Source organism: Bacillus sp. ISL-57 (genome assembly GCF_018613135.1).
In the GTDB taxonomy this organism is placed as follows: Bacteria; Bacillota; Bacilli; order Bacillales; family DSM-1321; genus Peribacillus; species Peribacillus frigoritolerans.
On sequence record NZ_JAGGQV010000032.1, the window covers coordinates 24,942 to 44,975 of the forward strand.

The 20,034-nt window shown below is 33.8% G+C and carries 23 protein-coding genes and 2 pseudogenes; 24 read left to right on the top strand and 1 reads right to left on the bottom strand.

What is annotated here, in order from left to right; all coding sequences use genetic code 11:
- Nucleotides 1-329 precede the first annotated feature (329 nt).
- Nucleotides 330-590 carry a VOC family protein gene (locus J7I90_RS25365; protein WP_311381019.1) on the top strand — a complete coding sequence of 87 codons (261 nt, stop codon included), beginning with the start codon at nt 330-332 and terminating at the stop codon, nt 588-590.
- A 254-nt stretch (nt 591-844) separates the two neighbouring features.
- On the opposite strand, the gene J7I90_RS25370 is transcribed toward J7I90_RS25365, so the two are convergent.
- Nucleotides 845-2,011, bottom strand: coding sequence for an MFS transporter (locus J7I90_RS25370; RefSeq protein WP_214774438.1), 1,167 nt, complete (start codon nt 2,009-2,011; stop codon nt 845-847).
- 223 nt (nt 2,012-2,234) lie between these two features.
- Here J7I90_RS25370 and J7I90_RS25375 point away from each other — a divergent pair, with 223 nt between their 5' ends.
- The 23 genes and pseudogenes from J7I90_RS25375 to J7I90_RS25485 form a co-directional block, all read left to right on the top strand.
- Nucleotides 2,235-3,095 carry a LysR family transcriptional regulator gene (locus tag J7I90_RS25375; protein ID WP_214774440.1) on the top strand — a complete coding sequence of 287 codons (861 nt, stop codon included), beginning with the start codon at nt 2,235-2,237 and terminating at the stop codon, nt 3,093-3,095.
- 273 nt (nt 3,096-3,368) lie between these two features.
- The gene (locus J7I90_RS25380) at nt 3,369-3,602 is read left to right on the top strand and encodes a hypothetical protein (protein ID WP_063235820.1); all 234 of its coding nucleotides are present in this window, start codon (nt 3,369-3,371) and stop codon (nt 3,600-3,602) included.
- 187 nt (nt 3,603-3,789) lie between these two features.
- The gene (locus tag J7I90_RS25385) at nt 3,790-3,990 is read left to right on the top strand and encodes a hypothetical protein (protein WP_214774442.1); all 201 of its coding nucleotides are present in this window, start codon (nt 3,790-3,792) and stop codon (nt 3,988-3,990) included.
- A gap of 196 nt (nt 3,991-4,186) precedes the next feature.
- Entirely contained in the window at nt 4,187-4,999 is an 813-nt protein-coding gene (locus J7I90_RS25390; RefSeq protein ID WP_214774444.1) for an alpha/beta fold hydrolase, read from the top strand.
- 412 nt (nt 5,000-5,411) lie between these two features.
- Nucleotides 5,412-5,790, top strand: a pseudogene (locus J7I90_RS25395) (IS1595 family transposase); the annotation flags it as partial.
- Between the two features lie 36 nt (nt 5,791-5,826).
- The gene (locus J7I90_RS25400; protein ID WP_214774446.1) at nt 5,827-6,387 is read left to right on the top strand and encodes a hypothetical protein; all 561 of its coding nucleotides are present in this window, start codon (nt 5,827-5,829) and stop codon (nt 6,385-6,387) included.
- A 232-nt stretch (nt 6,388-6,619) separates the two neighbouring features.
- Nucleotides 6,620-7,162, top strand: coding sequence for a sunset domain-containing protein (locus tag J7I90_RS25405; protein ID WP_214774448.1), 543 nt, complete (start codon nt 6,620-6,622; stop codon nt 7,160-7,162).
- Nucleotides 7,163-7,349: 187 nt separating this feature from the next.
- Nucleotides 7,350-7,553, top strand: a complete 204-nt coding sequence (locus J7I90_RS25410; protein WP_061465007.1) for a hypothetical protein — start codon at nt 7,350-7,352, stop codon at nt 7,551-7,553.
- Nucleotides 7,554-7,744: 191 nt separating this feature from the next.
- Nucleotides 7,745-8,137 (top strand): hypothetical protein, encoded by a 393-nt coding sequence (locus tag J7I90_RS25415; RefSeq protein WP_214774450.1) that lies wholly within the window; start codon nt 7,745-7,747, stop codon nt 8,135-8,137.
- A gap of 499 nt (nt 8,138-8,636) precedes the next feature.
- A complete protein-coding gene (locus J7I90_RS25420) occupies nt 8,637-8,915 on the top strand; it encodes an alpha/beta hydrolase (protein WP_214774453.1) in 279 nt (92 codons plus the stop codon).
- 193 nt (nt 8,916-9,108) lie between these two features.
- Nucleotides 9,109-9,726 (top strand): NUDIX hydrolase, encoded by a 618-nt coding sequence (locus tag J7I90_RS25425; protein WP_214774455.1) that lies wholly within the window; start codon nt 9,109-9,111, stop codon nt 9,724-9,726.
- A 162-nt stretch (nt 9,727-9,888) separates the two neighbouring features.
- The gene (locus tag J7I90_RS25430) at nt 9,889-10,662 is read left to right on the top strand and encodes a GNAT family N-acetyltransferase (protein ID WP_214774457.1); all 774 of its coding nucleotides are present in this window, start codon (nt 9,889-9,891) and stop codon (nt 10,660-10,662) included.
- 126 nt (nt 10,663-10,788) lie between these two features.
- Complete coding sequence (locus tag J7I90_RS25435; RefSeq protein ID WP_214774459.1) at nt 10,789-11,562, top strand: SDR family oxidoreductase; 774 nt, start codon at nt 10,789-10,791, stop codon at nt 11,560-11,562.
- A 460-nt stretch (nt 11,563-12,022) separates the two neighbouring features.
- Entirely contained in the window at nt 12,023-12,490 is a 468-nt protein-coding gene (locus J7I90_RS25440) for a VOC family protein (RefSeq protein ID WP_214774461.1), read from the top strand.
- 133 nt (nt 12,491-12,623) lie between these two features.
- Entirely contained in the window at nt 12,624-13,400 is a 777-nt protein-coding gene (locus J7I90_RS25445) for a VOC family protein (protein WP_214774463.1), read from the top strand.
- A gap of 955 nt (nt 13,401-14,355) precedes the next feature.
- Nucleotides 14,356-14,637, top strand: coding sequence for a hypothetical protein (locus tag J7I90_RS25450; RefSeq protein WP_214774465.1), 282 nt, complete (start codon nt 14,356-14,358; stop codon nt 14,635-14,637).
- Nucleotides 14,638-15,376: 739 nt separating this feature from the next.
- A complete protein-coding gene (locus J7I90_RS25455; RefSeq protein WP_214774467.1) occupies nt 15,377-16,234 on the top strand; it encodes an ATP-grasp domain-containing protein in 858 nt (285 codons plus the stop codon).
- 383 nt (nt 16,235-16,617) lie between these two features.
- The gene (locus tag J7I90_RS28200; RefSeq protein ID WP_214774469.1) at nt 16,618-16,914 is read left to right on the top strand and encodes a DUF4181 domain-containing protein; all 297 of its coding nucleotides are present in this window, start codon (nt 16,618-16,620) and stop codon (nt 16,912-16,914) included.
- A 202-nt stretch (nt 16,915-17,116) separates the two neighbouring features.
- A complete protein-coding gene (locus J7I90_RS25465) occupies nt 17,117-17,410 on the top strand; it encodes a hypothetical protein (RefSeq protein ID WP_214774471.1) in 294 nt (97 codons plus the stop codon).
- 175 nt (nt 17,411-17,585) lie between these two features.
- The gene (locus tag J7I90_RS25470) at nt 17,586-17,750 is read left to right on the top strand and encodes a hypothetical protein (protein ID WP_214774474.1); all 165 of its coding nucleotides are present in this window, start codon (nt 17,586-17,588) and stop codon (nt 17,748-17,750) included.
- A 752-nt stretch (nt 17,751-18,502) separates the two neighbouring features.
- Nucleotides 18,503-18,853, top strand: coding sequence for a PadR family transcriptional regulator (locus J7I90_RS25475; protein ID WP_214774475.1), 351 nt, complete (start codon nt 18,503-18,505; stop codon nt 18,851-18,853).
- Nucleotides 18,840-19,682: a permease prefix domain 1-containing protein gene (locus tag J7I90_RS25480; protein ID WP_214774477.1), complete on the top strand. Its 843-nt coding sequence runs from the start codon at nt 18,840-18,842 to the stop codon at nt 19,680-19,682. The genes J7I90_RS25475 and J7I90_RS25480 overlap by 14 nt, the downstream gene beginning before the upstream one ends.
- Before the next feature lie 159 nt (nt 19,683-19,841).
- Nucleotides 19,842-20,034 (top strand): annotated as a pseudogene (locus tag J7I90_RS25485) (GNAT family N-acetyltransferase); the annotation flags it as partial.

The following is a 20,034-nucleotide window of genomic DNA, read 5'->3' on the forward strand; positions in this document are numbered from 1 at the left end:
ATGGACGTCTTCTGGTTAAAATGCCATTTGGTCATATATCATCGGACAAGAAAATCAGTTTGATCTGGAAATAATTAAACTAGTTTAGTCTAAACTGGTTTTTGGAATTGTACAATAGACTAGATTAGATTAGATTATTATAAAGTTATGAGTTTTTTCTTGTAATAGCCAAAGTATGGATTTCAATGGACGAGAAACGGACTAGTTTTCTTTAAATCAAAGTACTTTTGTTTCGACAATATAGTTGCTTGAGCACCTTTTAACCCCAAAAACTCCGTAGTTTAGTTTCAGACCCAATTTTCTATCCTGAAGTGCAAGGGGAATGGGAAATGGAAGGAGAGTTGATGGATCAGATGAGTGGGCTTAATGACGTTAAAGTAGCATGTGTAGGATTGGGGAAGCCAGGCGGTCAGGCATGGATAGAGCTAATTAAATTTTATACGCCCTCAGATGAAAAAGAAATTCAGCAACCTTATGCAAATACCCTGGGTATCCGGCATATTGCATTTGCTGTTGAAGATATTGAAGCTGTTGTTGCCAAATTGAAAAAGAAAGGTACGGAAGTCTTTAGTAAAGATACAACACTATGAAGAAAGTTATAAGTTATGCTACTGTCGTGGACCAGAAGGAATTATTTTAGAGTTGGCGGAGAAAATCAAATAAATTAAGGGTAATTAATAGTTGTTGGGCCAATAATTGATGGATTTTGACATACCGCCAGTGAAATTTGTAATCGCGTCGATAAAGTTGTTCCGCAAACGGGCGCGTATCCGAAATAAGGATCAGCGCCAATTGTTCATATTAGGTACAGCATGCACTTGGGCTTTTTTGTAAGTATTGACTATTACTTAAGGCTCCTGCTACTCTCCCTCACCCTATACATACCTTTCATACTATAAAAATGAAGACTTAAGGAAATCCCTGTAGAAATAATGGCAAAATAAATCAATGATATGGTTCCTATTCCCATCGCTAATACTAATCCGCCTAATGTGGCCCCTACAGCACTACCTAAATAATTAACTGAGCTATTCAGCGCTACTGCTGTACTTCCTTGTTTTGGGTGATAAGACAACAAAATATGTTGTTGGGGCGCCTGAGCTGCCCATCCCATTGCTCCCCAGATGAAAAAGGGTAAGTATTTCACTATTGATAAATTAATCATTATAGGGATACATATTATAGATAGAATCAACGTAATTAAAATTATTGTCAGTAGAGACTTAGTCTTTTTAAAGTGATCAATTAAATAACCAATTGACAGACTACCAAATAATCCTCCTACCCCCCATACCCATAAATAAACTGTTAGTTCACTTGAAGATGTAAGATCCTGTAACAATGGTGCTAAATAGGTATATAGACCTAAGCTAGCCACACTTGCAAAAAAAGTGATTAAAACGGTTATAGTGACTCTTTTATCTAATAACATTAATAATCTTTCTTTCATAGCTGGAGGTGCAGAAACAGGTACTTCAGGTAGAAACTTGTAAATAGTTAAAGCAGCAATAAAACTGAGTATGACAACAAACCAAATGGCTAGTTTCCAATCAAATAAGTTAGAGATGTAAAGGCCTAGTGGGACACCTAATACTGTCCCCATACTCATGCCTCCTATGGTTAAACCTATTGCTCTGCCTTTTTTTTCACTTGGAACTAATTGAGTTGACCCTGCTATAGCCAAAGGTGAAAATAAACCAGCTCCAACACCAGCTATTGCTCTTGATAATAAGAAGATGGAAAAATTAGAAGCCAATGCTGTTACCCCATTAGATACTCCAAAAACTAACATAGAACATAACAATACTTTTTTTATCGGTCTTCCAGCGAGAAGAGACGAAAAGAGCGGAGCAGATACAGCATAAAACAAAGTAAACACGCTGACAGCTTGCCCTACCTGAGAAGCACTTTTATGATAAGTATCGCTAATTCCTGGGATGATACCTGCGATTATGTAGGCATCAAACCCTAAGGCGAACATACCAATTGACAATAATATAACTTTTTTCATAAATGGACCCCCCTCGTATATAAACATGTATATTTGATAGATTGATCGACCTAGGCTATTGCAATTGTTTTGACATTAGGGAATCCATGTTCTGATCCCTAAAACAATGTGTATGTTAGAATGAGTTAAGATGTTAGAAATATTACCAGAGGGATAAGAGGAATGGAACAATCATTATTTTATAAGGGTATAACCAATGGTTATACCCATTGGGGTGGAATTAATGAATACAGAGTGGTTGCAAAGCTTTTCTGAAGCAGTTAAACAAAAGAGTTTGTCAAAGGCCGCTAAATCAACTAACATTTCCCAGCCAGCATTGAGCAAACATATTCGCAATCTGGAGAATGACCTTAACGTAGTATTGTTTCATAGGACTTCTACAGGTATTGAACTGACGGAAGCTGGCAAGCGTTTCCACAATCGTATTATACCTGTCATTGCCGAACTTAACGCGGTTCGTCAAGAGTTACGACAATTTTACCGGACGACTCCTATAGCAATAGGAAGTTTGTCTAGTTTGGCAACTTACTATTTACCTTCAAGGATCAAGGGAATTCAGTTTTTAAATAGACCTATGACATTAATGATTCAAAACACTTCTGAAGAACTGGTACAGTCATTACAAGAAGGAAGACTCGACGCAGTCGTTCTTGATACACTGTATATAAAAGATTCGTTGTGGAGTTGTGAATTGTTTAAGGAGTCTTACTATGCGGTGTTTCCTTTAGGTCATCGTTTTCAATCGCGAAAAACGGTTGATCTAGCTGAACTGTGTGAAGAGCCACTGATTGTTCATCAAGCCCCTTGTGATACAAGGAAGCGTATTATCGAACAAATGTATTCGTTGGGTCAAAAGCCTAATATAATAAGCGAGGTAGCTTTTGGTGACTTTATTTTTGGAGCTGTAACGGCTGGAATGGGAATAACTATTGTCCCTGAAATGATGGCTAAGCATATTGGTCATCAACAGCTTTTCGCTTTACCGATTACTAACTTCGGGAAAAAGAGATCTATTTCATTGGCTACCCAGAACACCAAACTCGGGCAGCACTTATATCAATCTTTATCAAAAGTTGTTGGTTAGTTTTATAATACAGACAGCTAATGGATTAATATTCACTTTTATTATTGATCTTGCGTTTCTTATTTGGTGAAAATAAAGCATGAAGTAAGACAGTTTAACAATCGGGCGCTATTCTTTAATAAGAATCGCTTTTTTAATGAACTAACGGGTGCGTTAGCTGAAGATCAAAGCTGTCATTAAGGCAGCTTTTTCTTTATGCAACAATAGGGGAAGATTTGTTGAAGAGTAATATATACTAAGATAATGGTAGGATGAAAAAGGGAGTTCGATGAAATGGAGGAAATGATAGGTGGTTCATTTGTTTTTGTAACGGGAGTTATTTTTCTATGGATTGGTTTGTTTCAGTACAAGTGGTTGTATAAGGGTATAAAGGAAGTTGAAGAAGGAAAAATTGATATTTTACCTTTTATAGGTAGTTATTGGTTCTGGCGGATTGTTTTCATCGGTAGTGGTGTATTACTCATTTTTACAACTGGAAATTCATTCATTAGGTATGTCTTTCTTTAACTATCGGATGCTTTACTTCATTACCGGAGCTGATCAGCAGCTCCTTTTCTTATGGAACTAAAGGGGCAGGTTTGTAGAAGAAGAAAACGAGGATATTGAGAATAATTCTAAATTGAAAAGGGGGACACAAGTAGGATAAATTTAAGTTGCCATATTATTATTTAAGTATTACTGGGGGGATTTTTGTTTGGATGAAGTAATTAATGTTGGGAGCCAAATTAACTGGTTTGATGTAGGTTTTCAAATTATTATATTTGTACTATTGATTTCATTGATTGTGTTCTTGATTAAATTTTCAAGAAAGCAAAAAAGTAAGGATATTTTAGTAACGGAGGCGATTCTTCAAGAGGAAGGTCGCCTTTTTTATATTCCATTAGCAAGATTGTGAAGAACTGTACTTAAACTAACGGGTGCGTTAGCTGAAGATCGAAGCTGTCTTTAAGGCAGCTTTTTCTTTATGGCACTATCGGGGCAGTTTAGTTGAAGAAGGAATTATAAATGTTACCCAAGAATATATAGAATTACGACATCGGTATATATGTAATGTCTAAAAGGGAAAAGAAAAATAGGAGAGGGAGTTATAGATGCTTGGAATCAGGAAAGGGACTTTGGCAGTGTCTGGGGCGACACTCTATTATGAAGTACGTGGCTCTGGTCCTCTACTTTTGATGATACATGGTGGAGGTGGAGATGCAGATAAATTCCAATTTGTCGCAGACAATCTTGCTAACCGGTACACAGTTGTTACCTATGATCGCCGTGGACATTCCCGCAGTAGTCTCTTCAATCAAACTCAGAATTACCAGGTGAAGACACATAGTGACGATGCTCACCGCCTGCTAGCTAAATTGACTGATGAACCGGCGTACGTATTTGGAAGCAGCTCTGGTGCAGTCATCGGACTCGATTTATCCATGCGCCACCCGGAGCAAATACGAATATTGATACCACACGAACCAGTTTTATTACAATTATTAATCGGTAATGAGCTCGTACAGGCAAAGCAATTCTTGGAATCCCTTAAGAATAATCATCAAAGTGAAGTCTTAAAGTTATTGTCAAATTCGGAAAGGGACACAAGTAATTCCGAGCAATCGAAGGATGTGATAACAGAGCGTCTTTTAAGTAATTCAACTTACTTTGTTGAACATGAAATCCCGGGAATTATAAACTATTCACTAGATATCGATACATTGAAGACTGCATTAAAATCTTCATCGATGCAGGTAATTCCAGCCGGTGGCATTGCTTCAAGAGAATTTTTTGCTTATGGATGCTCGGTAGCATTAACGGAACAACTAGGAGCAAATTTTGTGGAGTTTCCTGGGCATCATGGGGGCTACAATTCAGAGCTTCATAAGAAGTTTGCTGAGAGACTGCACGAGGTTTTACGTTAATATCCGTGACGGAACTTAAACTGAAGGAAATAAGGTAATTGGTACTTTTTCCTAAAGTGAATAGGAAACTTATACTAGTGCAAGACTTTCTGGAGGTTTACATAAAACCAAGGATTTAGGGTGTAGTTTAGCTAATAAAATTGCACCTGTGAATCTAGTCTTCGAGAACGGTTTTGTCTGTTGCATTTTAGATCACGATTCTGAAATTATAAAAAATAAATTGTTATATACAAGGGATGAAATTGTAGAAGTTATCAAAAAAATAATTTAAATCATCTTCAACTAACGAGTGCGTTAGCTGAAAATCGTAGCTGTCTATAAGGCAGCTTTTTCTTATGGAACTAAAGGGGCAGGTTAGTTGCATAAGACAAGTAGGATTAAATAAATCTATTATTGAAAAGGCTATGTTAAACGATTAGAGAAAGCAATCGGCTCCAAGTTATCTAAATCGAATACCCTTTGTACAGATGCTTGGCGGGCTTTCAAAACCTATGCAAAAGATAAAGGATTGGAGCACTATCCCCTTCAAATCAGATGGGAAGGAACGTGTAAAAGGGCTTTACCATATCCAAAATGTCAATAACTATCACAGCCGTCTGAAAGGTTGGATGGACCGTTTTAATGGTGTGGCAACAAAATACCTCGACCATTATTTGAGTTGGTTTCAATTCCTGGATTTAATTAGATTCCGTAATGATTCTACAACGTTAAGCAAAATGGTTATTGATAGGTGCTTGTTATCCACCGATGCTACTTATGATAAATTAAGATTATCGACATTTAAGTTATAGCTTGCCTTAAAAATAACCTAAGTAGGAGGGAAGAATTTGAAAAAAGATTATTTCGTTCAGAGCTCACACGATAGCATAATAAATGATTTTGCCCTTCCCAAAGATATATTTAAATCAATCGATGTTGGAATTAGAGACATAGAAACTGACTTTCTTTTTACGTTGATTCAAAATATGTTAAGCTTTCCTGTTTTCTTTGTGCTGGAATCTGTGATTTTTGAACACATTGAAAGGATTATTTTAGAAAAGAGAATCCCTTCCTACAAATTTGCTTCTGACGGTTTTATTATCAAAGTTGATTCGGTTGACACACTAGAAGTAATTTGTGATTGTACGGTTGATTTAGTTTTAAATGGATTGAGCGTGTTTATTTTCTTTGGACAGGGACTTTCTGAAGGGAATTTAGTTCCAACAAGAAGCTGGGATAAACCTACTGAATTTAAAAACCTTGATTTTGAAAAGGTCGATACATTTATTGATGTACACGAGGTTGGACTTACTATATTTAGTAAGAATGACAAATACAACTCCCCTAGAAAAGTTACACACTATATATCGGAAGCCTACTCGCTTGATTTGGAAAACAGTGACATTTGATGGGCGGAGTAGCTTAAATAGGAACAAAATCAAGGACCTGATTTGAGGTCCTCAATTTATATTCTTTTATCAACAATATTATTTAACAGAGTACCTCTTTACGTTGTATATCCGTTTTTCCGGAAAAAAATTTCGCAAAATTAAATTGGAAAATCTCAGACTGATTACCTATTTATTAAAATACTATGCTATATTCAAAGGAAAGTTAGTTACTTAAAGGGGATACATAGTTATGACAGTAGAAAAGGAAGATAAGAAAAAGGTTGCAATACCTATAGAAGGCGAAGAAAAGAAAAAGAAAAAGTGGTATTGGGGCTGTGGTGGTTGCGGTTGTTTAGGTTTCATCTTAATAGTACTCATAGGGGGCTGTGTTGCACTATTTGGTGGTACCGATGAAGATGATTCCGATAAAAAGGTAGATAATAAAGTCGTCAATGTAAAGGAAGAAGAAAAGGACAAAGCTAAGAAAGAACAAGAAGAAAAAGAAAAAGCCGAACAAGCTAAAAAGGAACAAGAAGAAAAGGATAAAGCTGAACAAGCTAAGAAAGAACAAGAGGAACAAGAAAAGGCACAACAGGCAGAACAGGATAAAAAGGAAGCAGATCAGGCGAAAACTGAAAAAGCATGCCTTAATATTAAAGGTAATACATCAAGCTCGGGAGAAAAAATCTACCATGTACCAGGTGGACAATTCTATGACAAGACAAATCCAGAACAGACTTTTTGTACTGAAGGAGAAGCAAAGTCTGCTGGTTATAGAGAATCTAAAAGGTAAGAAAAAAGGGTGCTACTGTTAATTAAGTAGCACCCTTTTTCATTTATCAAGGTTTTGTGCAGTTATAATATAGATGTTTAATTTACAATATAGTTATATAAAAAATAATAAAGTTGTTTACTTCTTATGGAACTAAAGGGGCAGGTTAGTTGGATTGCCCGCCAAAGAATAGGAGTGGTATGAATTTATGGCAATAACAAAGAAAAGATTCTTCATTATTTGTATAGTGGGTATCATACTCAAGTATCTTGCAAGCTCTGGTCTGCAATACTTCAGGGGACAAACGATAAATTGGTTAGGGAATTTAGCATACGCATTCTATTTCGTAGCATTTCTTTCACTTTTACTTTGGTTATTTGGAGATTCTGGTAAGAAAAAAGCCGATCATTAATACATTGATTGGCTCAGGCTGTTGAGAAACCCTCGACAGCCTTTAATGAACTAACGGGTGCGTTAGCTGAAGATCGGAGCTGTCTTTAAAGCAGCTTTTTCTTATGGCACTAACGGGGCAGGTTAGTTGAAGAAGGAACTCTAACTTTATGGTATTATTTAGGAAAGAGAATTGTTGTTAGGAGGACAGTAATGGGTGGTTCGCTTGTCTTGAAAATTTTGTTGATACCGATTGTTGGTATTGGTCTTTATATTACATTTAAATATATTAGACCAAAGGTACCAATACCAGGGTTTACTGTGTTCAAATCCTCTGGGATAACAGTGGACTATCCTTCTGTTGATTTAGAAAATAAAGAAGTTATAGGAACAGTTTCGTTTAAAGATAAGAAAATTATGACGGTAATTGTAAATGTACAATCAAATTATGTTAAGGTTGACGGCAGTATCGAGAATACTCGTAAGGGTCAAAGTGATAGTGACTATATTGATATGGTTAAAAACCAGGCTGAATTTTTCATTGAAAACAAAATAAGTAACCCTAAAAAATATTATGAACAGTTTATAGAATCTGATCCTTCTTGAACTAACGGGTCCGTTAGCTGAGGATCGGAGCTGTCTTTAAGGCAGCTTTTTCTTTATGCAGCTAAAGGGGCAGTTTAGTGGAAGAATAATGTGTTATATTTTGATTAGTTTTTAAACCATAGGCGGTGAATATAATGGGTTTGTTTTTTGAAAAAAGGAAACTAACAAAAAAAGATGTATTACTATTCATACTTTTATTTATAAACTTGATAATAAGTACCATTGAGTATTTTACAGATATAGACTTATTTTGGCTATTTACGGTGGTGTCAATTGCAATAATTGTACTTGGTCTTTCTATATTTTTAGAACAGAAAAGAGGTAAGAAATAAAAATCTTTCTTCAACTAACGGGTGCGTTAGCTGAAGATCAGAGCTGTCTTTTAAGGCAGCTCTTTCTTATGCAACTATCGGGGCAGGTTAGTGCCATAAGGAATTGGTGTTTTATGGTATAATTTTCAGGAAATTGTCTTCAATATCAATGTTAGGGTGGTAATTTAATGGCTCGAAACTTTCCTCAACTTGGAATTAGTCTGCAAGTAGTTTTCTTTATTTTATTCTTTGGAACTTTATTACCAAAAATAAATAATATGGTAGCCGCCTTCGTTTGTTTATTTATAGGGTTATCAAGTTTAATTGCTGGTATATGCTCGGTTAAAAGCCAACAAAACTTAATTTTATCGATTGCAGTCATCATTATTGCACTTCTTATTTTAGGCTTTACAATATTCGCATATTTTTTGGGTGAGGCAGGTTACCCACCACTAATAATGCAATAAAATTAACGGTGGCGATTCTGATAAAGATGATCACCTATTCTTGTTGAACTAACGGATGCGTTAGCTGAAGATCAGAGCTGTCTGTAAGGCAGCTTTATTTTATGCAACTATATTGGCTGGATAGTCAGTTAGAATTTATCAATATCGAGGTATATATGGTAATATTAGTAATTAAAAATTGGCGGTGATGTAAATGGAACCTAAATGGCTTGATTGGGCGAAACAACTTCAATCCATTGCACAAGCTGGACTTACTTATTCAAAAGATGTTTATGACTTAGAGAGATTTGAATTAATAAGAAATATTAGCGTTGAAATATTATCACAACAAACAGATATGGATAGGACAGTAATAAAAGATTTATTTGCAAGTGAAACAGGTTATGCAACCCCTAAGGTAGATATTAGGGCTGTGGTCTTTAGGGACAATAAAATATTAATGGTAAGAGAAAATACTGATGGTGGCTGGGCGCTACCTGGTGGGTGGGGTGACATCGGATTAACTCCAAGTGAAGTCGCAATTAAAGAAGTAAAAGAAGAATCAGGATTTGAAGTAAAAGCAATCAAATTGTTGGGTGTACTTGATAAGAAGTGTCACCCGCATCCTCCTTCGCTTTATCACGTTTATAAAATGTTTATCCAATGTGAAATAATTGGCGGACGACCAGTAAAAGGCATAGAAACGAGTGCAGTTGAGTTTTTTGCTGAAAATGAACTACCAAAGTTATCAATAGCTCGGAATACAAAAACACAAATTGAGATGGCATTTAGGAATTTAAAAAATCCTCAAGAACCCGTTTATTTTGATTAATTTTTTAATAGAGTTCCATTCAGTTATTGAACTAATGGGTGCTTTACTTCAATAAGGAGGTTGCTCTGGAACTCTTTTCATCAGGAACTATCGAGGCAAGTTAGTGAGAAGGAAATTGCAAAAAGTATGAGGAATAGCAAAAAACAAAAGGGGAACCAGTGTATGAATAATGAATTTGAAAAGGTAATAAATTTACTGAAAATAAATGATAAAGAAACTTATCCGACATTTGCTTACTCTGTATTAAATAATTATATTCCTGGACAGGTTTATATGGATGAATTAAAAAAAACAGTTTTAGTTGGTACTGATTCAGGTATTTTTGTTGTTGGTGGAGACGAAATGAACAATGGTCTTAACAGCATATTTTTAGAGATTTATAGAAGTAGAAAAAATGATAAAAAGCGATTCACTTTGTTTTCTCCATCAAAAGAATGGGATCAAGTTATAAATAAGTTGTTTGAAAAAGAGTTAAGACAAATGCAAAGATATTCTTTTCATTTTAATAAGGATACATATTCAACAATAAAAAAGGAAAAAGTCCCTAAAGATTTTATAGTAAAGAGAATAGATGAAAAAATAATTACTGAAAGTCTGGAATTTAATGAATCTTATTATAATGAATATTGGGGTTCAGTATCAAATTTTCTAGAGAATGGTTTTGGTTATTGTTTGTTACATAATGATACCGTTGTAAGTGAGTGTACATCTATATTTAGTTCATCACAATTTGCTGAAATTGATATTGCAACTCAAAATAAGTATAGAGGAATGGGCCTAGCTCAAAATGTTGCAGAAATATTCATTGAACATTGTATTGAAAGAAATTTGAAACCCAATTGGGACTGTGATGTTAACAATTTTGCGTCGATAAAGCTGGCTGAAAGATTAGGATTCGAAAATCCAATGGAATATTCGGTATTCGTTAGAAGGTAAAAAGTTCTTATTTCGCTAACGAATGTTTTACTCCAATAATAGAGGTTGCTGAAGCATTCTTTTTGTTATGAATGGTTAGTGAAGTATTAAGACTTAAATTTACTTTTGTAATGGAGGAATATTATAATGGACCAATTAAAAGGGAAAATTGCAATTATTACGGGTGTAAGCCGTCTGAAAGGGATTGGAGCTGCTATTTGTAAGGAGTTAGCTGAAACGGGATATCATATATTTTTTACTTATTGGACGGAATATGATAAAAAAATGCCTTGGAGCATTGAATTAGATGAGCCCATGAAATTAAAAGAGGAATTAATAAAAAAAGGTGTTAAGGTATCATGTATGGAGTTGGATTTAACTCAATATGATGCACCTGAACAACTTATAAATAAAGTTTCTGAACAACTTGGTTATCCTGATATCTTGATTAATAACGCAGCATACTCAACTAACAACGATTTTTCTAATTTAACTGCCGATGAATTAGATAAACATTACATGGTAAATGTTCGTGCAACGACACTATTAAGTAGTAAATTTGCTCAAAGATTTAATAAGAAATCAGGTGGAAGAATAGTCAATATTACTTCAGGTCAGTTTCAAGGACCAATGCCTGGCGAATTAGCATATGCGACAACAAAAGGAGCAGTTGATGCTCTAACTATTACATTGTCGGCTGAACTAGCCCCTTTAGGAATAACGGTTAATGCATTAAATCCAGGTCCAACTGATACAGGGTGGATGACAGAGGAAATAAAAAATGAATTAAAACCGATGTTTCCTTTCGGTAGAATAGGAAAACCGAGAGATGTTGCAAAAACTATTAAATTCCTAGTGAGCGATGAAGCAGATTGGATTACAGGTCAGATTATTCATTCAGAAGGTGGATTTAAAAGGTAAATTAAACGAAAAAAGGCTTTGGTTCTAGAACCTTTTTGTTGTATTGAATTCTAGGATAGATATCAATTTGTGAAGGATTTTACTTAAACTAACGGGTGCGTTAGTTGATTAAGGATCACAAATATGATCAATCTTTTTTATAAAATAATCAAGAAGATTAAAAAAATAAGTTGTGTTCAAAAAAGGGGAGGGTATAGATATTGCCTCCCCCTTTGTGTTTACAGATAAATTAAATAACTGTATTGGTTATAATGTACTCGATTTTGTATCTCAAAACAGTTAGAGATTGAATAGGCGCGGTTTTGAGTGGATTAATAACTCTATGTACTCAAATTCATGTCCCCAATGTACTTATCTTTGTGTCTTCGTACATTCAGGCTTATATCTAGAGAATCCAAATATTAGTATGATACAGTAAATATAAGGAATTTATAGATATCATAACGAGGTGGGACGAGAAATGATAAAGGGTCTTTACGAGGCACATTTACCTGTAAGTAATCTAGGAAACTCAATAAAATTTTATAAAAAGTTAGATTTAGAAATTGCATATCAAAATGATAGATTAGCTTTCTTCTGGATTGAGAAAGGTAAAAGTTGGATTGGTCTTTGGGAAACAAACCATGTAGAAATTCCGTACCATCCTTCAATACGACATGTAGCTTTACAAATAGATATAGAGGACATGACATCAGCAAAAGATTGGTTAAATAGTAAAGGAATCGAAGTTCGTACAACCTTTGACTTAACTGAAGAACAACAACCTTTAGTTCTTGATAACAATCCACAAGCTCACGCAGCTATTTATTTTGATGACCCAGACGGAAATGCTCTTGAATTGATTGCTCCTTTAAGATTGGACTTTGAGGAATATTTTGGAGACATGTCATTAGAGGATTGGTATAGACGAAATACTGCTCACAACTGATTCTGCTTCAAGTAACGTATGCTTGAGTTTGACAAGGGGTGCGAGGCTATCCTTTTTCTTATGGCACTCACGGGCAGAATATAAAAAATAGTTAGTGTAGAGAACTAGACTATATGTAGCAGGGGGAAAGAATTTGATTACTCATTTTTCAGATTTAGAATTAATAACAGTCTCTATAGAAGGTGTAAAACAATGCTATGCTAACCGCCTGCAGCTACCCATTATATCTGAATATAAAGATTTTATTCGATTTCAGCTTACGCCATATACGACATTAAGTTTTAAAGAAGCGTGTGAACCTATTCCTCCAGCGCATTTTGCTTTTCAAGTTTCATATTCTCAATTTGACGAAGTAGCATCTTTTGTAAAACAATCAGGATTATTGATTTTAAGACAAGAACATGGCCAGTTTATCGACGAAACGAATGGGAGAAAAAATCTATATTTTCGTGATGGTGATGGTCACCTACTCGAAATTATTGCACATGATTATGTAAATGAGGATCAAATAAACACATCCGGTATGTTAAAAACACTGTATTTAAGAGAGATTGGATTTCCTGTGGATTCGGTCCCAAGCTTTCGAGATTGGTTGAAAAGTGACTTGGGAATGAAAACGGAAAAAGATCAAGATATGTTTAATTTCGTAATTAGTGGAACAGCACATGCAATAGTTGTTTCAAAACAAAGACCTTGGATCCCTATCGCTATGAAGGCATTACCACCAAAGATGGTGGTGACATTCGGCACACCCAATAGAAAGTTTATTAATGACCTTTCAAAAAAAATAGATAACTCTTTTTTAGACTCTAAGAAACTATTTTTAAAAAGGGATAATTATACTTTTTGTATTGAACATTCTCCTGAATTTAATGACTCATTGATAGAAAATTTAAATTTACCTATTTAAACTACTGATAGAGGTTTTAAAACCTGGGTTGCCGAGGCAAGATTTTACTTATAGAACTAACTGGTGCGTTAGCTGAAGATTGGAGCTGTCTTTAAGGCAGCTTTTTCTTATGGAACTAACGGGGCAGCATTCCTGTATTAACTGAAATACTAAAAAGTTTGTGAAGAAATCTACTTAAACTAACGGGTGCGTTCGTATTATAAGGTCGACCAGTAAAAATTACTGGTTGACCTTTTTTTAATAGAATCTATTATATCAGTAGCCAGGGTAGGACGTACGGGTGCGTGGGACTTGATCCCGTGAACTAAACTGTCCGGCCCCCTACTTGTAGAAACATGTTTGAGGCTGGTTGGGACGCAGATCTCGTATAACAAGCGAAGCTATGACACTACATGGAGGACTAGGGGTACTGGTTAGTAAGTAGAGGAGGAAAAAACAATGAATCCAGTTGTTGGTCTGGATGTGGCAAAAGGAGAAGCCAAGTTCAGGCATTTTTAGATCAATCTAAACCGTATGGGAAGAGCTTTTCAATGAAGCATATCAAAGAGGAGTTAGATCATTGCTAGAATAAAGTAAATCCCAAGAACAAAAGTAATTATTAAGGTGACACAAATTACCCAATACATCAAAGGATATTGATATAGAAGGAAAAAAGCAATATGAAGAAAATTTGGAGAATGACTTGTCAAAAAAGAAAAACTACTAATAGGAGAAGATTTAGAAACTGATTCTTTCCATTCATCCGTAGTTGAACAGCCAAAAAGAATGTATGTTATTCCTATTGAAATCATTAATTTAAACTGTATGCTTGCCTTCATTGCTGTCTCCTTAAATATAAAAATTCTTCCTTAACCAACCTGCTCTTTGAATATACCGTATAAATTACCATAAAATGCATATCATTCCTTGTTTAACTAAAAACAACAATCTATACGAAAACAGCCTTTGATAAAGGTTGCTGAAGATTAGAGCTATCTTTAATGGAGCTTTTTCTTTATGGAATTATCGGGGTAGGATAGTTGAAGATGAATGTTACAATAAAAGAAAAATGAAGCAAGGTGATATTATGATTGGAACGTTTTTTAGTTTTTTTGTTATCTTTTTTATTATTGCAAGACTTGTTAGCCTAATGGGTAAGATTAGCTGGATGCCACTGATAAGAACAACTACGAGACAAGATGCAATATTAGCAATAATCTTTTCATTCATTGTTGCTGTTTCGCCCTTTAATGGATAAAACGCTATTTAGACCTTGTGAAATATCACGTGCGTTAGCTTAAGATCGGGACTGTCTTTAAGGCAGTTTTTTTCTTTATACACTAACGTGGCAGATTAGTTGATTAAGCATTGGGAAGAGTTATAAGGTGAGATTAAAACTTTTAATGGGGAAGAAATGAACAATTAAAAATTTTTGATGAATACAGAAATCAAATTGGCATTGCTACTCGTGTAGATGTAGACAAATTAACATTCTTTTGATAAAAACCATCTTTCTTTTACACATATACAATAATTTAACGTATAAAATGACGGAATTTGTGTAGATAGGTCGAAATTACCTTGTTTATCTTTATATGTAAATAGTACTATATAGAAAGTCGGTATATAAAACTTTCCAATATACAAATGTCTTTTTGGGTCTTTTGTAATGAGTGTAAATTTGCTTTTTGTAAAGGGGGATAAACTTTTCGTTTAGGAGGGGGCTATTACTTCAGGCAGATGAAGAACAAACAAGTTTTATGAAGATTATTGAGTTAAGCTTTATTTGGTTTGTTTAAGAGAAAAAGACTTTTGACAAAATAAATTATTAGGTTATTAAAAAAGCACCTAAAGATAAATGTATAGTTACTATTTATTTTTAGGTACTTTTTAGGATTTAGTAAATAAATTAGATAAATACATACATAGATGTGTTGTTCACTATTCTAATTAAGATTTCGTTCAGATCTATATAAATAATCAGCAGGAGGAGTTATATGAAAAGATTGTTGTTTGTAACAGACTTATATTATGAAGCGCAAGGATCACGAGTTTACTGTGAAGAAGATTTATTTCTTACTTCTCAACTAAGGAAAGATTATAAAGTAGTAATTTGTCATCCTGAAGACACCGAATTGTTTGAAAAAGACTTTGACTTAATTGTATTTAGAAATGCAGGGCCGGTTGTACGTTACAAGGATAAATATCAGGCATTTCGTAATAGGGTGGTTTCTAATAATTTAAAAACTTACAATTCCTTTAATGGGAAAGGTGACATGAATGGGAAAGAGTATCTAATTGAGCTAACAAAAGCTAGGTACCCTGTTATTCCAACTATTGACACTTTGGATGATTTAGATAATTTACCTGATGTAGAAAAGTACATTATAAAACCAAAAGATGGAGCAGATTCAATAGGTTTTGAGTTTGTCTCTAAAAGTAAGCTTGATATTAAAGTTGACTCAAATAAAAAAAATACTTTAATACAGCCTTTTGTTAACTTTGAATATGAGGTTTCTTTCTACTTCATTGACAAAGTGTTTCAATATGCCCTTTATGCACCAGACAAATACAAAAGGTGGGAACTAAAAGAGTATATTCCAACCAAGCAGGATTTATCATTTGCACAGCGTTTTGTTGAATGGAACAATCTAGATTGGGGAATTGAACGGGTAGATGCTTGTCGAACTAATAATGGTAATCTTTTACTAGTTGAACACGAAGATTTAAATCCTTATTTGTCTTTATCTATGCTATCGCCTGAAGTATGCGATAAATTTATAGAAACATTGAAAAAATCATTAATAAAGGCACTTGAAATTAATCAAAATAATAAAAGAATACGGGTGCGTTAGTCCCATAAGAAAAAGCTGTCTTTAAGGCAGCTTTTTCTTATGGGACTAACGGGGCAGTTTAGTTCAACAGTTTTTTTGATTTTTTTGGTAATATAGTTAAAGGGTGGTGAGGAATTATAAAAAAGAATTATACGGTTTTCTTTTTACTTTTGTTTATTGTAGCTATTTCTAGTGGTATGGCACTTATAAATTATTTCGACTATTCTATGATTATTGGAGTTGGTTTAGCGACAGTATCTTTATTAGCTGCTGGGTTTTCGCTTAAAAAAAGGAACAATGTAAATAATTCACATCATTAAATAGTTTATAATTGGTAGCCAGGGCAGGTGAGTTTTTTGTTAAATTACATCATTTTTATTATAGCTTTTTTAATTATTGCAATAGTGTTTGAACGTTGGTTGAAGAAGAAATTAAAGATTGGTAAAAGTGAGGGTCATTTTTATAAAAGTGTTAATAAATATCACAAGTGGATTGAAATGTCTATGCTAATAGCGTTTCTTATCTTAATATGGTTTGTTGATAATACTATCCCCTTGCTTATTGGGTACTTCCTTATTTCATTAAGTTTTCGTACTTTCATGGAATGGAAATATAAAAGAGAAAAAAAGGAATACATCTTAACTCTATACTCTATGTTTATTTACCTTTTTGTTTTGGTCACAGGCTTTTATTTAATTTAATATTATCTAAATAAAAACAGCCCCAATAAGGGACTTTTTTTACTGTGTCCTTATAGAACTAACGGGTGCTTTACTTCATTACCAGGAGCTGATTCAGCAGCTCTTTCTTTATGCAACTTAAGGGGCAGGTTAGTTGACGAAGACCCTTTTGCTTTATGGTATAGTTTATTAAATTCAGTTTGTAGTTTATGGGGGAAATTTAGTGTCAAATAAGTTGAAATATGTAATGGGATTGTTTTTTGAAAAAAGAGAAAGTACTAAACGTACTAAACCATTTATACTGATTGGATATTTAATGAGAATATTAATGGGCTTAATTTTAATCCTAGTTATAATTAATGATTTTAATTTTAATTTCATAAAATATATAATTCTTTTATTAGGAATTGGTTCAATAATAGATGGATTTGAAAGTTTTTTAAAAAAGGAAAATAAGAGTCAGATGTTATTAGATTTTGGTATTGCTTTTATATGGTTCGTAGTATTTTTGGTATAGCATTTACAAGTGGCTCGTAATGTTTTTTATAGAACTAACGGGTGCTTAGCTGAAGATTGGGGCTGTCTTTAAGGCAGCTTTTTCTTTATGGTACTAACGGGGCAGGATAGTTCCATAAGAGTTATAATAGGAGAATTTTTACTTGCTTTCGATACTTAATAGGAGGGTTTTTCCTTTGAAGATAACAAATATTTCTTTGGTTACATTTGCTGTAATCATTACAGTTTTAAATCACTTTGTTTCTCCAATTTTCTTCGATGAAGGACCTGATAGTTCAGGGACTGGCTTATCAATAATTTTATTAGCTATTGCACTATTAAATCATCTTAGGGAAAAATAATAATTGTACTAATAAGTGATTGAAATAAAACTCTAAACTCTATTATTAAGCTGTGTTCTTGTTGAACTACCGGGTGTGTTAAGATCAGAGCTGTCTTTTAGGCAGCTTTTTTCTTATGGCACTAACGGGGCAGTTTATTTCATTAAGATGATATAATAAAAGTACAGTAATTAAATGTAAGTAGCTTGTTCCAACTAACAGGTGCAAGAGTTGAAGAAAATATGAGTTAATTGAACTTTATCACTTTAGGAATTATAGTTGAGGTGTTTAAGAGTAAATGGAATTATACCCCAAACGAACTGAAAAATATAAAAGGAAGCAGCCTCCAGGCATTTTGTTTTTTTTTGGAAGTTTTTATCTAATAACTGAATTACTTCCTATCCAATATAGGAACATATGGATAACATTGGGTGTATCCTTGGGTATATCTCTTATTATTATTATTACTCTTTTTGTGGTTATTGATAGAATAAAGGGCTGGTATTATACAAAGTGGATTGTGTTTATTCTTATTTTTATATTGGGTGTAGGTTTATATATCTTCAATGACATAAATGGGAATTGAAATATCACTATTCTAATTTAACTAACGGATGCTTTAGCTTAGGATCGGAGCTGACTTTAAAAGGCAGCTTTTTCTTTATGGAACTAACGGGGCAGGATAGTTAATTAAGGAACAACCTGTTTTTTTTGAAGGAATACCTTGCATTATAAGGTAATGTAAAATATATTTATACCAAGAGGTGGGAAAATTGGAAATTAATAAGGAAGTCTTGAAAGGTCATATAGACACTCTCATCCTTTCTCTTTTACATAGGAGGGATATGTACGGCTATGAATTAGCCAAAATCGTCCGAGAAAAGAGTGATGACCAATTTGAATTAAAAGAAGGTACGCTTTATTTATCTTTAAAGAGATTAGAAAAGAATGAATGGGTTTCTTCTTACTGGGGGGATGAACAAGGGCCAGGAGGAAGAAGAAAATATTACAAGCTTACAGCCATGGGTGAAGAAGAATTTGAAAAAAAGCGTTCGGAATGGAAATTTGTAAAAAAATTAATCGATACGTTTTTGGAAGGGGGAGAAAAGATTGAAGCAAATTGAAGAGTATGTTAATTCTGTTTATCGAAATGTTGATGGTGATAAAAATGAAATTGACGAATTAAAAGAGGAAATGCAATCGCATTTATTAGAGGCTGCCCATGAGTTAAAAGAAAAGGGAGTATCAGAAGAAGAAGCGAGCAGAATGGCTATTGAAAACTTTGGAGATAAAAAACACATGATTAAAGGATTATCAGAATTTTTTAGTGTACAAAAGAGATTTGCTCGTTATATCTTATTATTTTCATTGGTTTCACTTGTGCTAGGAGCTATCATTTTTGTAAATACCTCCTTAGAAATATATAATTTCAAGGAAGAAAGAAGCATCATCATGAACGATGTGTTAACCATTGTAGGTGATGATGATGTGATTTCTGACTCCAAAAAAGAGGATATTCAAACTCTTTTCGACGAACATAAGGATCATTTGAATTATCTTGCAATATTTAACACAGAAGAGAACGCTCAATTAAAAGATTGGTTGAAAGAATTTAATATAACACAAAAACCTTCTACCACTTACCCCATTGAATATCAGTATGCAACATTTATGATAGAAGATCCGTATGAAATTTTTAATAAAGAAGGAATTGTTAGCGATGATTATGATTTAGGAACAGTGGCGAGTACAAAGGATAATTGGATTGTTCAATATGAATATAAGGATACCTACCAGAATGTTATTGAAGCAAATAATTCATGGGCATTAGGAGATTACATGGATATTTTTCAGCTGCCGATTTTGTTCTTTGTAGTGTTTGGGGTTCTAATTATTGTTTGGGGATTCTTAAAAAAATATCATAAAACATATTTAAAAGGACTTATAAACTGAATTTCTTAATGAACTAACGGGTGCGTTAGCTGAAGATCGGAGCTGTCTTAAGGCAGCTCTTTCTTTATGGAACTAAAGGGGCAGGTTAGTTGACTAACAATAATTTACAATTGTATGTTTGGATGATAATCTGTAAATAAATTGAGGGGGAATAAGGTTATGGAAAAAGTTGATTACGTTGAGTTAAAACATTTTTCGAATGAATATTTAGATGTATTAAATTCTTTTGAACTTCCTGAAGAACAAGTGCAGTTCACTGCATTACCAAACAAGATTTTAGAGGCGACAGAAGGGGAACATCGGATTGTTATTTTAAGTGAGAATGAACCTATAGGTTTCTTTTTATTACATT

Excerpts from the sequence above, each read along its gene's own strand:
- J7I90_RS25420 (WP_214774453.1), top strand. The coding sequence starts at position 8,637 with ATGGCTCGAAACTTTCCTCAACTTGGAATTAGTCTGCAAGTAGTTTTC.
- J7I90_RS25365 (WP_311381019.1), top strand. The coding sequence starts at position 330 with ATGGAAGGAGAGTTGATGGATCAGATGAGTGGGCTTAATGACGTTAAA.
- J7I90_RS25380 (WP_063235820.1), top strand. The coding sequence starts at position 3,369 with ATGGAGGAAATGATAGGTGGTTCATTTGTTTTTGTAACGGGAGTTATT.
- J7I90_RS25375 (WP_214774440.1), top strand. The coding sequence starts at position 2,235 with ATGAATACAGAGTGGTTGCAAAGCTTTTCTGAAGCAGTTAAACAAAAG.
- J7I90_RS25435 (WP_214774459.1), top strand. The coding sequence starts at position 10,789 with ATGGACCAATTAAAAGGGAAAATTGCAATTATTACGGGTGTAAGCCGT.
- J7I90_RS25370 (WP_214774438.1), bottom strand. The coding sequence starts at position 2,011 with ATGAAAAAAGTTATATTATTGTCAATTGGTATGTTCGCCTTAGGGTTT.
- J7I90_RS25430 (WP_214774457.1), top strand. The coding sequence starts at position 9,889 with ATGAATAATGAATTTGAAAAGGTAATAAATTTACTGAAAATAAATGAT.
- J7I90_RS25455 (WP_214774467.1), top strand. The coding sequence starts at position 15,377 with ATGAAAAGATTGTTGTTTGTAACAGACTTATATTATGAAGCGCAAGGA.
- J7I90_RS25415 (WP_214774450.1), top strand. The coding sequence starts at position 7,745 with ATGGGTGGTTCGCTTGTCTTGAAAATTTTGTTGATACCGATTGTTGGT.
- J7I90_RS25410 (WP_061465007.1), top strand. The coding sequence starts at position 7,350 with ATGGCAATAACAAAGAAAAGATTCTTCATTATTTGTATAGTGGGTATC.
- J7I90_RS25390 (WP_214774444.1), top strand. The coding sequence starts at position 4,187 with ATGCTTGGAATCAGGAAAGGGACTTTGGCAGTGTCTGGGGCGACACTC.
- J7I90_RS25425 (WP_214774455.1), top strand. The coding sequence starts at position 9,109 with ATGGAACCTAAATGGCTTGATTGGGCGAAACAACTTCAATCCATTGCA.
- J7I90_RS25440 (WP_214774461.1), top strand. The coding sequence starts at position 12,023 with ATGATAAAGGGTCTTTACGAGGCACATTTACCTGTAAGTAATCTAGGA.
- J7I90_RS25405 (WP_214774448.1), top strand. The coding sequence starts at position 6,620 with ATGACAGTAGAAAAGGAAGATAAGAAAAAGGTTGCAATACCTATAGAA.